The sequence below is a fragment of the Desulfovibrio sp. SGI.133 genome (genome assembly GCF_050313955.1).
In the GTDB taxonomy this organism is placed as follows: domain Bacteria; phylum Desulfobacterota; class Desulfovibrionia; order Desulfovibrionales; family Desulfovibrionaceae; genus Desulfovibrio.
The window spans coordinates 195,672-210,246 of the sequence record NZ_JBNPMK010000003.1 but is presented as its reverse complement, the minus strand read 5'-3'; the positions used below and the strand labels follow the sequence as shown (position 1 = coordinate 210,246).

The 14,575-nt window shown below is 67.1% G+C and carries 8 protein-coding genes; 7 read left to right on the top strand and 1 reads right to left on the bottom strand.

Annotated features, from left to right (window positions below):
- Positions 1-1,282 precede the first annotated feature (1,282 nt).
- From ACQRBR_RS05970 to ahcY, 3 genes are all read left to right on the top strand, one after another.
- A complete protein-coding gene (locus ACQRBR_RS05970; protein ID WP_427812564.1) occupies positions 1,283-1,846 on the top strand; it encodes a hypothetical protein in 564 nt (187 codons plus the stop codon).
- A gap of 66 nt (positions 1,847-1,912) precedes the next feature.
- Complete coding sequence (locus tag ACQRBR_RS05965; protein ID WP_427812563.1) at positions 1,913-2,839, top strand: ArsR/SmtB family transcription factor; 927 nt, start codon at positions 1,913-1,915, stop codon at positions 2,837-2,839.
- Between the two features lie 247 nt (positions 2,840-3,086).
- Entirely contained in the window at positions 3,087-4,508 is a 1,422-nt protein-coding gene (ahcY, locus tag ACQRBR_RS05960; protein ID WP_303877945.1) for an adenosylhomocysteinase, read from the top strand.
- Positions 4,509-4,760: 252 nt separating this feature from the next.
- On the opposite strand, the gene ACQRBR_RS05955 is transcribed toward ahcY, so the two are convergent.
- The gene (locus ACQRBR_RS05955; protein WP_321127610.1) at positions 4,761-5,768 is read right to left on the bottom strand and encodes a hypothetical protein; all 1,008 of its coding nucleotides are present in this window, start codon (positions 5,766-5,768) and stop codon (positions 4,761-4,763) included.
- A gap of 94 nt (positions 5,769-5,862) precedes the next feature.
- On the opposite strand from ACQRBR_RS05955, the gene ACQRBR_RS05950 reads away from it, so the two are divergent.
- From ACQRBR_RS05950 to ACQRBR_RS05935, 4 genes are all read left to right on the top strand, one after another.
- The gene (locus tag ACQRBR_RS05950) at positions 5,863-6,870 is read left to right on the top strand and encodes an NAD-dependent epimerase (protein WP_204626365.1); all 1,008 of its coding nucleotides are present in this window, start codon (positions 5,863-5,865) and stop codon (positions 6,868-6,870) included.
- On the top strand, positions 6,867-9,038 hold the full coding sequence (locus tag ACQRBR_RS05945) for a peptidase U32 family protein (RefSeq protein ID WP_168935583.1): 2,172 nt from the start codon (positions 6,867-6,869) through the stop codon (positions 9,036-9,038). The genes ACQRBR_RS05950 and ACQRBR_RS05945 overlap by 4 nt, the downstream gene beginning before the upstream one ends.
- A 329-nt stretch (positions 9,039-9,367) precedes the next feature.
- Positions 9,368-10,432, top strand: coding sequence for a hypothetical protein (locus ACQRBR_RS05940; RefSeq protein ID WP_427812562.1), 1,065 nt, complete (start codon positions 9,368-9,370; stop codon positions 10,430-10,432).
- A gap of 212 nt (positions 10,433-10,644) precedes the next feature.
- A complete protein-coding gene (locus ACQRBR_RS05935) occupies positions 10,645-14,238 on the top strand; it encodes a UvrD-helicase domain-containing protein (RefSeq protein ID WP_427812561.1) in 3,594 nt (1,197 codons plus the stop codon).
- Positions 14,239-14,575: the final 337 nt, after the last annotated feature.

The window sequence follows — 14,575 nt, the reverse complement described above, 5'->3', positions numbered from 1 at the left end:
TCCCTCCGGTGTGCGCGCATCTCCAAGGGGTGCGGCTGATGTCGCTCCTCCCTGCCCACCGGCCAGCGGCATGGAAGCGTTCCCGCTGCCGGCTACCGGCGCAGCTGCCGTGCCGCCCCCACGGCGACGCCTGGGCGAGCTTTTGACTTCTGCAGGTGTGGCTTCGGGGACAAGAGCGACAGGAGACGCCGCAGCGAATGACGCCGCTGACGGTACGGGCTCAGGGAAAGGAGCGGAAGGAACCGTCTCCGTAACGTGAGCCGCCGTCCGGGCGGACGACGCTTCCCTATCCAGGGGAGGGGGAAAATCATCCCAGTCATCGTCCCCGGGCAGCACCACCAGACCGCCGCCCGATGACGAAAGGCCGTATTCCGCAGCCAGACGATCCGCTTCGGCAGCCAGCGCCGCCGCATCCATGGGACGTTCCGCAGGCTGTTGCTCCGGTACCGGCGCTGTGGTCGGCACGGCTTCCCCAGCGGATGCGGGAGTGGTCGCAGCAGTCTTCTTGCGGGCGCGCCCGCCGGAGGTAGATGCACGCCCGGCACGGGGAGCGGCCCTTTTCCCTGCGGCAGGCTGGGGCAGCCCCGCAGCAGGCACAGCGGCATCCGCAGCAGCTATATTTGAAGTAGCGAAAGGCTCCGCTACAGGTGGGGCCATCTGTGCGACAGCCTCGGACGCGGGAACCGGCCCGCTCTCGGCCACAGGCGCAGCCTTCGGACTGCCCGCACGGCGACGTTTGGGTGAACTTTTGACCTCCGCAGGTGTGGCCTCGGGGACGGGAGCGGCAGGAGCCGCCATAGCGAAGGGCGCCGCTGCCGGTACGGGCTCAGGGAAAGAAACGGAAGGAACCGTCTCCGTACCACGAGCCACCGTCCGGGCGGACGGCGCTTCCCTATCCGGAGGAGCGGGAAAATCATCCCAGTCATCGTCCCCGGGCAGCACCACCAGACCGCCGCCCGATGATGAAAGGCCGTATTCCGCAGCCAGACGGTCCGCCTCGGCAGCCAGCGCCGCCGCATCCATGGGACGTTCCGCAGGCTGTTGCTCCGGTACCGGCGCTGTGGTCGACACGGCTTCCCCAGCGGATGCGGGAGGGGTCGCAGCAGCCTTCTTACGGCCGCGCCCGCCTGAGGTGGATGGATGCCCCGCACGGGAGACGGCTCTCCGCCGTGCGCCGGAGTGAAGCTGATCCTCTCCCGGCACGGATGTCGCCGCCTCCACAGCGGCCTGGCCAACAGAAGGCCCCGCTACCGATGAGGCCATCTGTCCGACAGTCTCGGACGTGAAAGCCGGCGCTGTATCGGTCACCGGCGCGGTCTTTGTGCCGCTCGCACGACGACGCCGGGCAGATGTCTTCTTCGAAAGGATGGCAGATCCCGGCGGTACCGTGGCCGCTGTCGTGTCGGCGGGCGAGATCACCGGAGAAATTTCCGGGAACGCGGCTTTGGTGGCGGCAACGCCCTGCGATGCAGCTTCCTGTGGGACGGCGTCCGCCACTTCCCGGGGAGCCCTGTCCGACGCAGATCTCTTTTTCCGCCCGCCGTTCCGCTCGCGGGAAGACGCCGAGCCTGCCGCCTGCTGTTCCCCAAGGCCATCCGCCGATGCCTTTTCGGCCGGCGGTTCTCCCTGCGTCGCCTTTTTCCCCTTCCCGGCCGTCTTTTCCGAGCGCGCCGGAGACGGCTCAAGACCACAGGCCTCCAGCAACGAGAGGGCCGTGGCTGTGATGACGGTCACCCGCTTGCGCGACAACCGTCTTTTTGTCTCCTCCCCGGCAGCGGAAGACCGGTCGGGGGCAGCATCGGAAGGCGAGGACATGGAACTCCTTGACTATATCCAGATAGGCTGATATTTGCATCAAGCAAATTTGATACATAGATCGCAGGCGCGCCCGGCGCGCCGTACAGGGGCACGCATGGCACTGGTATATTTCAAGGCACTTTCAGACGAGACCCGTCTGCGACTGGTGCATATCTTGCTGCATTACGAACTCTCGGTCAACGAGCTGGTGCGCATTCTCGGCATGGGACAATCCCGCGTCTCGCGCCACCTCAAGATCCTGACCGAAGCGGGCCTGCTGACCTCGCGCCGGGACGGCCTGTGGGTCTTCTATGCCGCCACGCGCTGCGGCGAGGCCAGCGACTTTTTGCAGGCCATGGGGCCCTTTTTGCATACGGACACGGCCATGCGTGAGGATCTGGCCATGGCGGCCCAGATCCTGGAGGAACGCGCCCTCAAGACGCGCCAGTTCTTCAACGCCATCGCCGAGGACTGGGACGAGCTCAACCGCGAAGTGCTGGAAGATTTCGACCTGCCCGCCGCCGTGCTGGCCGCCGTGCCCGAGGGCTGCCGCGTGGCCGTGGACCTGGGCTGCGGCACCGGCGCGGTGCTGGAGCGCCTGCTGCCCGCCAGCCGGAGCCTCATCGGCGTGGACGGCTCGGCCCGCATGCTGGAGATGTGCCGCCGCCGTTTCAACCCCGTGGATCTGGCCAACGAGAACCGCATCTCCCTGCGCATCGGCGAGCTGGACCACCTGCCCCTGCGTGACCAGGAAGCGGACTTCGCCTGCATCAACCTTGTCCTGCACCACCTGTCCGACCCCGGCGAGGGCCTGCGCGAGATCCGCCGCAGCCTGACCACGGGCGGGCACCTGTTCGTGGCCGATTTCCTCCAGCACCACGACGAGACCATGCGCAGCCGCTACGGCGACCGCTGGCTGGGCTTCGACGAAGAGCGCCTGCAGGAACGCCTGCGCCAGGCCGGTTTCGAGGTCCTGTCCTGTACGCGGCAGGCCGTGGGCCGCAGCCTGTTTCTGCTGCTGGTGCAGGCACGCGCCTGTTAGGGATAGTTTCGGGGGGAAGGCCCCCCGTGCCCCATCTTCCCCCAAACGTACTTCATCCAGGAAAGCCTGCCCCCGATGGGGAGCGGCGCACCTGCCCCGGGGGGATATGGCCCGGAAAAGGCACACAAGATTTCCCGCGCGGTCTTACCGAAGGCTGCGCACCATCCCCGCACAGGGGACAACGACCATGCCGCAGACCGCCCTTTTGTGGAGCGGCCCAACATACTTCCTCAAGGAGAATGGAACGATGACCAAAGCCCTGGACCTTTCCCTGGCCTACAAAGTGGCCGACATGGCCCTGGCCGATTTCGGCAAGAAGGAAATGCAGCTTTCCGAGCGCGAGATGCCCGGCCTCATGGAGTGCATCCGCAAGTACGGTGACCAGAAGCCCCTCAAGGGCCTGCGCGTGACCGGCTCCCTGCACATGACCATCCAGACCGCCATGCTCATCAAGACCCTGCACGCCCTGGGCGCGGACATTCGCTGGGCCTCGTGCAACATCTTCTCCACCCAGGACCACGCCGCTGCCGCCATCGCCGAGCAGGGCATGGCCAAGGTCTTTGCCTGGAAGGGCGAGAGCCTGGAAGATTACTGGTGGTGCACCGAAATGGCCCTGACCTGGCCTGACGGCAAGGGCCCCGACCTGATCGTGGACGACGGCGGCGACGCCACCCTGATGATCCACAAGGGCGTGGAAGTGGAAAACGATCCCTCCCTGCTGGAAAAGACCTACGACAACAAGGAATTCCAGATCATCATGGATCGCCTGGCCCTGCGCTACAAGGAAGATCCCAACCACTGGCATGAAGTGGCCGCCAAGGTGAAGGGTGTTTCCGAAGAGACCACAACCGGCGTGCACCGCCTCTACCAGCTGGAAGCCGAAGGCAAGCTGCTCTTCCCGGCCATCAACGTCAACGACTCCGTGACCAAGTCCAAGTTCGACAACCTCTACGGCTGCCGCGAGTCCCTGGCCGACGGCATCAAGCGCGCCACCGACGTCATGGTGGCCGGCAAGGTCGTGGTCGTGGTGGGCTACGGCGACGTGGGCAAGGGCTGCGCCCAGTCCATGCGCGGCTTCGGCGCCCGCGTGCTGGTGACCGAGATCGACCCCATCTGCGCCCTGCAGGCCGCCATGGAAGGCTTTGAAGTCACCACCATGGAAGACGCCCTGGCCGAAGGCGACATCTACGTCACCTGCACCGGCAACCTGCGCGTCATCACCGGCGAACACATGGAAGGCATGAAGGACGAAGCCATCGTCTGCAACATCGGTCACTTCGACAACGAGATCGACATGCACTACCTGGAGTCCACCCCCGGCATCACCAAGCTGAACATCAAGCCCCAGGTGGACAAGTGGACCCTCAAGTCCGGCCGCAGCATCATCGTGCTGGCCGAAGGCCGCCTGGTGAACCTGGGCTGCGCCACCGGCCACGCCAGCTTCGTCATGTCCAACAGCTTCACCAACCAGACCCTGGCCCAGATCAAGCTGGCCAAGGGCGACCTGGAAAAGAAGGTCTACACCCTGCCCAAGGAACTGGACGAAGAAGTGGCCCGCCTGCACCTGGCCCGTCTGGGCGTCAAGCTGACCACCCTGACCCAGGAACAGGCCGACTACATCGGCGTGAAGATCGAAGGCCCCTACAAGCCCGACCACTACCGCTACTAGGTCACAACGGATCGTCGTCTTTGTCCGGGCCTCGTACCGGACACAGACGGCAAGCAATGATAAAAAAGGAGAGGCTCCTTGAGGAGCCTCTCCTTTTTGAAATAAAACACACGGGGCAGGGATGGGGACCGACCGGAGGCCGACCGCACGCTCCCCGTTGCGATGGAAGCGATCACGGCAGCGGGAGCAGCCACCTTTGAGGGGAGGAGGAACTCCTCCGCTCAAAAATGCCGGTGCCTCAGGCCGTATTGCTTAGGCCTTGGGCTTTTCATCCTCCACGACCACATCGGCGTCGGTCACGTCGTCCTTGCGGGGCGCGGCCGTGTTCTTGGGCGCTTCGCCCAGGTCTTCGGGGTCCACGTCCACGATGTCCTCGGCAGGCGCGTCGCCCTTCTTTTCCCCGGCTTCAAGGGCCGCGGCATCGGCGGCGGCTTCCTCAGGCGTGTAGGCGGGGCCGGGCGGCAGGGCATAGCCGCCACCATCCACGGCCTGCAAGGGTTCGATGCCCCGGTTGAGGGGGATGCTGCCCTTGCTCACCAGTACGATGCCGGTCTTTTCCAGCACCTCGCGCCGGTAGGCGTATTCCTGTTCCATGCGGCGGTGGCGGTAGATGAGCAGCAGGCGCCCCAGATAACAGGCCGCCAGCAGGGCCGCGATACTGCCCGCGATCCACGGGATGTAGGGCTTGAGCGCGGCACCGAAGGCCAGTACGGCCGAGAACATGCCGTCCACGAAGACCAGGGCCGCAGCCAGCAGCAATATGCCCAGCAGGATGACCACCGTGGGCGCGTGCTGCACACAGGCGTAAAAATAGCGCAGCCGCTTGGGCACCATGCGTTCCGAGCCGGGCTTGCCGGGCTGGCGCTCCCGCTCCAGAGTGTTGGAGACCCAAAGGCCGGAAAGATGCACGATGAGCAGCAAGGCCACCGGAGCGGCCACAGCGCCGATGGCCCAGCCCAGGATGGGGAACTGGGCTTCGGGCGGGCCGCCGGCCAGCGACGGCTTGGCGTGCATGATGCCGTAAAAGAAGGCGATACCGCCGATGATCAGCTCAAGGAAGAAGATCGCGATGAGCAGATAAATGATGGTGTCGCGATTCTCGCCCTTGTACCAGTGACGGATGGCCTCGTCCCTGCCGGCGTCGGTAGCGGCTCCGGTCTTGCCAGCGGCGGGACCGGCGGCTTTCTTGCCGGTCCCGGCGGCGCTGTTGCGCATTTCGGAAGCGTTGCTGGACGCAAAGGTGGATTCGTTATTTTTCATGTTCCCGAACATAGCCGGGCGGGGCAGCGGAGGCAAGAGCAAACCCTTGCCCCGGAAGCGCTTCTGGCTTAGTCTGCGCCAACAGGAGGACAGCATGCATATTCTCGTTACCGGAGCCGCGGGCTTCATCGGCTATCATCTCTGTGACCGTCTGCTGGCCCAGGGCCACACCGTGGTGGGCCTGGACAATCTCAACGACTATTACGACGTCCAGCTCAAGAAAGACCGTCTGGCTCAGCTGGAAGGCCGTCCCGGTTTCCGCTTCGTGCTGCAGGACATGGCCGAACGCGAAGCCATGAGCGCCCTGTTCGCGGCCGAAAAGTTCACCCATGTCATCAACATGGCGGCCCAGGCCGGTGTGCGCTACAGCCTCATCAATCCCATGGCCTACGTGGATTCCAACCTGGTGGGCTTCGCCAACCTGCTGGAAGGCTGCCGCCACAACGGCGTGCAGCACTTCGTCTTCGCGTCCTCCTCGTCGGTCTACGGGCTCAACACCAGCCAGCCCTTCTCGGAACACAACAACGTGGACCATCCCGTGAGCCTGTACGCGGCCACCAAGAAGAGCAACGAGCTCATGGCCCACTCCTACAGCCATCTGTACGGCCTGCCCTGCACGGGCCTGCGCTTCTTCACGGTCTACGGCCCCTGGGGCCGCCCGGACATGGCCCTGCAGCTCTTTGCCCACGCCATCATGAAGGACGAGCCCATCAAGGTGTTCAACGGCGGCCGCATGCGCCGCGACTTCACCTATATCGACGACATCGTGGAAGGCGTGGTGCGCCTGCTGCCCCTGGCGCCCAAGCCCGATCCGCAGTGGGATGCCGCCACCCCCGACCCGGCCACCAGTTCCGCGCCGTGGCGCATCTACAATATCGGCAACAACCAGACCGTGGAACTCAACGATTTCATCGCCGCCCTCGAAGAGGCGCTGGGCAAGAAGGCCATCCGTGACCTGCTGCCCATGCAGCCCGGCGATGTGGAAGCCACCTGGGCCAACATCGACGCTCTGTCGCAAGCCACGGGCTTTGCGCCCGTGACGCCCCTCAAGACCGGCATCGAGCGCTTTGTGGCCTGGTTCAAGGAATATTATTACGCATGAGTGACATCATCCTGCCCGCCCCTACCCCGGAACGCCCGGAGATCCTGGCCCCGGCCGGTGACGCCCAGTGCTTCACCGCGGCCCTGGCCGCCGGTGCCGACGCCGTGTACCTGGGCCTGAAGCACTTCTCGGCCCGTATGCAGGCCGAGAACTTCGGCCTTACCGACCTTTCGCGCCTCACCGACCTGGCCCACGAGGAACAGGCCCGCGTCTATGTGGCCATGAACGTGCTGGTCAAGCCGCAGGAGACCGCGGCGGCCTACCGTCTCATTCATCGTCTGGCCCGGCAGGTGCGCCCCGACGGCATCATCGTGCAGGATCTGGCCATGCTGGATCTGGCGCGGCAGGCCGGTTTCGAGGGCGAGATCAACCTCTCCACCCTGGCCAACATCACGCACCCGCAGGGCCTGCAGACCGCCAAGGACCTGGGCGCCAGCCGCGTCATCCTGCCGCGTGAGCTCTCCATCGACGAGATCCGCGCCATGGGCGAGGCCTGTCCCGAAGGGCTGGATCTGGAATGCTTCGTCCACGGCGCGCTGTGCTACTGCGTGTCGGGCCGCTGCTACTGGTCCAGCTACATGGGCGGCAAAAGCGGCCTGCGCGGCCGCTGCGTGCAGCCCTGCCGCCGCGTCTACCGTCAGGGCGGCGCCGCTGCCGCGGCCATGGCCAAACAGGCCGAACAGCAGGCCCGCGAACAGGGCCGCAACGGACGTGACGGCGGCCGCGACATGCGCCGTCCCCGTCCCCAGCGCAGCAACCCCGGCAAGGGGCGCGACGGACGCTTCTTCTCCTGTCTGGACCTTTCGCTGGACGTGCTGGCCAAGACCCTGCTGCACATCCCGCATCTGGTCTCGTGGAAGATCGAAGGCCGCAAGAAGGGCCCGCACTACGTCTATCACGTGGTCACGGCCTATCGCATGCTGCGCGACAATCCCGGCGACCCGCAGGCCCGCAAGGACGCCGAGGCCATCCTCGAAATGGCGCTGGGCCGTCCCGGCAGCCGTGCCCGCTTCCTGCCGCACAAGGACAACCTCATCCCCACCGATCCGTCGGGGCAGACCAGCTCCGGCCTGCTGGCGGGCAAAATCAATGTGACGCCCGAAGGCCAGGTGCTGCTCAAGCCCCATTTCGAGCTGCTGCCGCAGGACTATCTGCGCGTGGGCGTGGAAGACGAACGCTGGCACGCCACCCTGCCCGTGACGCGCCGCACGCCCAAGGCGGGCACCCTGATGCTGCGCCTGCCCAAGCACAAGACGCCCAAGGCGGGCACGCCGGTCTTCCTCATCGACCGCCGCGAGCCCGAACTGATGCAGATCCTCAGGGAGTGGCAGGCCCGGCTCGACCGCATGCCCACCCGGCCCAGCAAGGCCGTGGAGAGCGAGCCCCGTCTGCCCCGGCCCGTCAGGCCCGCGCCCCGGCCCGAGATGGTGGTGCGCGCCAGCATGCCGCAGGGCCGCGAGACACGCGGCTGCCGCAGCCAGAACACCGGCCTGTGGCTCTCGCCGCGCACGGCCGAGATCTCGCGTACCATCGCCCCGCGCATCTGCTGGTGGCTGCCGCCCGTCATCTGGCCCGAAGAGGAAGAGGCCATCCGCCGCCGTCTGGCCCATCTGACCCGCGAAGGCGCGCGCCACTTCGTCTGCAACGCCCCCTGGCAGCGTGACCTGTTCCCGGCGGAACTGCTGGCCCGCATGAACGACGAACCCGAGGATCCCAAGCACAGCGATGCCCTCGACCTGCTGGCCGGTCCCTTCTGCAACGTGGCCAATGCCGCCGCGCTGGGCGTGCTGGCCGACATGGGCTTCAAGGGCGCGTACATCAGCCCCGAACTGCCCGCCGACGACATCCTGGCCCTGCCCCGCCAGAGCCCGCTGCCGCTGGGCATGGTGCTGGGCGGCTTCTGGCCCGTGGGCATCAGCCGCTTCGGCCTGCTGGGCATCAAGCCCAACGAGCCGTTCATGAGCCCCAAGGGCGAGGTCTTCTGGGCCCGCCAGTACGGCGGCAATGTCTGGCTCTATCCCGGCTGGCCCCTGGATCTCACCGCCAAGCGGCAGGAGCTCCAGCAGGCAGGCTACAGCTTCTTCGCCCGCCTGGAAGAGAACCCGCCCTCCAGCCTGCCCGAGATGCGGCGCCAGGGCCTGTTCAACTGGGACGGTGCCCTGCTGTAACATAGCAAAATAAACGGAAAACGAGGGAAGGAACCCCTTTTGCCGGCGGCAAAAAAGGGTTCCCTCCCCCGTACCCCCTTCTTCCCCCAAACCCGCACATAGGAAAGACAAACGGCATTGCCCACGGGGATACCGTCTGTGCCAAAGGTATTCGATAATACCAAAGGAAATGGCTCCGGCACGTTTTCCGGTACTGTCTCCCGCGCAACCGTAAAGCATCACAGGGCCATGCCGCAGGCATGGCCCTGTTTTTTCATATGGCCGCCCTTTCAGGTGGGGACGCTTTTCCATGTTTCGCGGCAAGCCACCGGAGACGGCCCGCGAGCGCCATGTCCGTTGCAACAGAACGAACCACGGCATCGACCACAGCGCCCTCCTCCCCTCCAACAAGCCGCCATCACCACCGTACGCCCATGAACGATACCGCCATCTCGACCGCCCGAGCCCTCTTTCCCCGGGGCCTGCACCAGCCTCAGGACAGCTACCGTTTCGGCGCGGACGCCTTGCTGCTGGCGGCCTTCGCGGCGGAAAGCCTTACCTCCCTGCCGGGAACGGCCCCCCGGAAGGTAGTCGAGCTGGGCAGCGGCTGCGGCGCGGCCCTGCTGGGCCTGTGCCTGTATCTCTCGTCCGGCACGGCGGAGACGGCAGAGCACTGCCATCAGGCAGACGCGCTGCCCCGTCAATGCTCCAGCATGCAGCCTTCAGGAGCACCGTCCGTTACCGCTGACGGGCAACCGACGGGAGAAGGCTGCGGAGGAAACAACACCCTCCGCCTGGACGCCCTGGGACTGGAGCAGGATTCGGCCCTGTGCGCTGCGGCCACGGCAAACGCCCGTCTTCTGGGACTGGAAGATGTATGCCGCTTCCGGCAAGGCGACCTTGCCGACACGCATTTTTTGCGGGACTGCGGCGAGAATGCCTGCCATCTCGTTCTGGCAAACCCGCCCTATGCGCTAGGGGGCAGCGGCCGTCCCTCGGCCAGTGCCCGACGCGATGCCGCCCTGCGTGGCCCCGCCTCTCTGCACGACGGCCCGCACTCCCGCCAGCGGCGGCCCGGCCCCAAGCCCGGTACGTCTGATCCGCTGGCCGTGTTCTGCCATGCGGCCCGGCGCCTGCTGCGCCATCACGGTCTGTTCTGCTGTATCTTCCCGGCGGAGGACCTGTCCCGCCTGCTCTCCACATTGGAGCGGGAGCGTCTGGGCTGCCGCCGCATCCTGCCCCTCTGTCCCCGCGCCGGAGAAGCCGCCAAACGGGTGCTGGTGCTGGCGCGCAAGGACGCTGCCGCCCAATGTCTGCTGGAGGCCCCCCTGCCCCTGCACTACGGGCAGGGCTGGAGCCCCGAGGCCCTCGCCTTCTGCTCCTGGCTGGGCGCGGGCCACGAGGAAAAAAGATAGCGCACCATCCGTCCCTGAAAACAGGGAGCCACGACGGACAGCGGCCCGGTGTCGCGATGGCAGCCACCCGGAAGTGCCTGCATCCCCCGAGGACGGTCCGAGCTCCTCACCGCAGGTGACAGGTGCGGTCGCGGGAATGCACCGCCCTTGCCTTGCGACCGGCTTTCCATAACAATATCGGTTTCCTCATCCTGACATCGCGGAGCCTGTCCATGAATTTCATCGCCGACCTGCACATCCATTCCCGCTTTTCCCGTGCCACCAGCAAACAGCTCTCGCCCCGGCATCTGGCTGCCTGGGCCCGCTGCAAGGGCATCAACGTGCTGGGCACCGGCGACTTCACCCACCCGCAATGGCGGGACGAGCTGCGCCGGCAGCTGGTGCGCGACGAGGCCAGCGGCCTGTACCGCCTGTCCGGCCCGGCGGAGGAGCTGGACTTTTTGCAGGGGAAGACACCGCCGGATGCCGACGGGCCGCTCTTCCTGCTCCAGACCGAGATCAGCTCCATCTACAAGCGTCAGGGCAAGGTCCGCAAAGTCCACAACCTGATCTTCGTGCCCACGCTGGACGATGCCGACCGCCTTTCGCAGCGGCTGGAGCTGGTGGGCAACCTGCATTCCGACGGCCGTCCCATCCTGGGCCTGGACTCCCGCGACCTGCTGGAGATGACGCTGGATGTCTGCCCCGAGGCCGTGCTCATCCCGGCCCATGTCTGGACGCCGTGGTTCGCCCTGTTCGGCTCCAAGTCCGGCTTCGACCGGCTGGAGGACTGTTTCGACGACCTTTCCTCCCACATCTTCGCGCTGGAGACGGGCCTTTCCTCGGACCCGGGCATGAACCGCATGGTCAGCCAGCTGGACGGTTACGCACTCATCTCCAATTCCGACGCCCACTCCGGGGCCAATCTGGGCCGCGAGGCCAACTTCTTTGCGGGCGCGCCCTCCTATGACGGCATCTTCGCCGCCCTGCGGGCCGCGGCCCGTCGCCTGCCGCCCGACCGGCAGCCCCAGGACTGCCGCTTCCTGGGCACCATGGAATTCTACCCCGAAGAGGGCAAATACCATCTGGACGGCCACCGGGCCTGCAACGTAGTGCTGGAACCGCGCGAGGCCCTGGCCCTGGACAACATCTGCCCGGTCTGCGGCAAGCCCCTGACCATCGGCGTGCTGCACCGCGTCTGCGAGCTGGCCGACCGCGAAACGCCCGCCAGCCTGCTCCATGAGCCGGAGGCCCGGCCCCTGATCCCCCTGCCCGAACTGGTGGGCGAGATCCTGGGCGTGGGCAGCAGTTCGCGCAAAGTACAGGACAAGTACGCGGCCCTGCTGCGCGAGCTGGGGCCCGATCTGGACATCCTCTGCCGCATGGATGAGGAGCAGGTGCGCCGCCACTGGGAGCCGCTGGGCGAGGCCGTATCCCGCATGCGCCGGGGCCAGGTCATCCGCAAGGGCGGCTATGACGGTGAATATGGCGTGGTGCGCGTCTTCAGCCCCGAAGAAGCCGCGGAATGGCAGGGGGCGGCCCGCAGCCGCAGCCTGCTGGACGGCGCCGCGCCCCGCAAGCGCGGACGGCCCAAAAAGGTGGCGGAACCCGCCTCGCAGGCCCCGGAGCAGGAGACCGCCGCCACCGTGGCGGCCATCCGGGTGCGCCGCAAGAAGGACAGCGCCGCGCCTGCCGAAAGCGAGCCCGAGCCCGCCACGCCCGACGGACGCACGCTGGGCGGCTTTTCCCCGGCACAGGCCGAGGCCCTGACCGCCGGTCTGGAGACGGGCACGCCCGTGCTGGTGCTGGCCGGACCCGGCGCGGGCAAAACGCGCGTGCTGGTAGGCCGTCTGCAATATCTGCTGGCCCACGATGTACCGGCCTCGCAGCTGCTGGCCGTGACCTTTACCCGGCGTGCCGCGCAAGAGATGCGGCAACGCCTGCAGGCCCCGGCCGGGGATGGCGCGGCCCCTGCGGCCCTGCCCCGCTGTGACACCCTGCATGCCCTGGCCTGGAGCGTGGTGCAGCGCGAGCTGCCCTCGGCGCTGCTCCTGCCCGAAGACGCGGCCAAGGCCCTGTTCGTGGATGCCGGGCACCCGGAGAGCCGCGAAGAACGCAAGACCCTGCGTCGCCTTTGGGAGCGTTTGCAGTGGTCTCGTGAGCAGGGCCTGTCCGCCGACGAGCTCCCCGACGACCTGCGTGCCGCCGTGGCCGACTGGCAGGCCGCTCGTACCGTACGCAGCCAGAGCCCGCTGCTGGACTACGCCGACCTGCTGGAATTCTTCCTTTTCCATCTGCGCGCCCGTCAGGGCGAGGACATCCGGCCCGATCTGGAGCACAGCCTGCTGCCGCCCGTCTGCCGGGCCCTGCTGACTGCCGTCGTGACGGAACGGCACCGGCAGGCCCGGACGTCTGCCCCCTCTCCCGCGACTTCCGCCGGGCCGGACACGACGGCCGATCATCATGAAGCCCCGCACAAGGGCCACGCCGTGCCGCGCCAGATGTCCCTGCTGGGCATGGTGGCCGCCACGGCAGCCCCCGCCCCTGTTCCTGCGCCCTCCCGCCGGGCTTCGGCCCTGCCCTGGCGGCATGTGCTGGTGGACGAGGTGCAGGACCTTTCCCCGGTGCAGCTGCGCCTGATCCGCGCCCTGCTGCCCGAGGACGGCAACGGCTTTTTCGGTATCGGCGACCCTGACCAGGCCATCTACGGCTTCCGTGGCGCCAGCGGCCAGAGCGAGGACAGCCTGCGTGCACTCTGGCCATCCCTGCGCGTCTGCCGTCTGGGCCAGAGCTACCGCGCCAGCCAGGGCGTGCTGGACATGGCCCAGAGCCTGCTGCAGGGCCGCGGGCACTGCGGCGCCCTGCAAGCCATGCGCCGGGAGCAGGCCCGCCTGCATCTTTTCTCCGCCCCCGACCAGCAGGCCGAGGCCCGCTGGATCGCGGGCCGCATCCGTCAGCTGCTGGGGGCCACGGCCCATACGCTCATGGACCAGATCGCGCAGGAAGACGAGCTGGCCGGGACCCTTTCGCCGGGCGACGTGGCCGTGCTGGTACGCCTCAAGGCCCAGATACCGGTCATCCGCCGCGCACTGGAGCAGGAAGGTATCCCCTGCGCCGCGCCCGCGCAGGAGGACTGCTGGCAAGATCCTCTCTGCGCCGCCGTGCTGCGTCTGGCCATCGCCCGCGGCCAGGGCGAGGCCCCTGTCCCTGTCAGCGGCGAAGCCGAAAGCGACGATCTGCTGCCCCTGCTGGAACAGGCGCTGGATCTGGCCCCGGACGCGCCCCTGCCCGATCCCCAGGCCCTGCAGGCCCGCCTTTCCGGGCACAGCCGCCTGCCCGCCCCGCTCTGGCAGGGCACGGCCTGGAAGCAGCTTTGCCGTGCATGGCAGGACTGCGGCCAGTGGGAGGCCCTTGTGCAGCAGCTGGGCCTGCAACATGAGGCGGAACTCATCCGCGCCCGCTCGGAACAGGTGCAGATCCTGACCCTGCACGCCTCCAAGGGCCTGGAATTCCAGGCCGTGTTCCTGCCCGGGCTGGAAGAAGGCCTGCTGCCCATGCGCCGGGATCTGCTGCTGGAGAACCCGGACGACGACATGTCGCCCGCCGCGCAGGCCGCCCGCCTGGAAGAAGAGCGCCGACTGTTCTATGTGGGCTTGACCCGCGCCGCCCGTGCCCTGTATGTGAGCCACAGCGCCGGGCGCCGCCTCTTCGGCCGGGAACTGGCGCTGGAACCCTCCAGCTTCCTGCCGCTGGTGCGCGACTTCTGCCGCCAGAGCACCCTGGCCCGCCACACCAAGGCCGTGCGGGAACATCTGTCACTTTTCTAGATGGAAAGGATGTCTTGAGGGAGGGAGGAACCCCTCCACTAGCGCGAGAGGGGGTCCCCCTCCCTCAAACTCCCTCCCCTTCCCCAGCGCGCTTCGTTCGATCAGCCATTCCCGCAGAACGATCCATCATCCTGTTTCCGCATGACCGTCCTCCGTCCTGCCCTCACCGGGCAGGAAGCAGCAGCCCATGTCGCCCAGCGGCAGGCCCCGATGAAGAGGAGCACCGCCCCGCGCGCGCTGACGCCCTTGCCGGACAACGACGGAGACCTGCCATGCCTCCAAAAGAAAAGTTTTAGGGGGGATGGGGGGAGTTTGAGGGGGGAAGGGAGACCCTTTT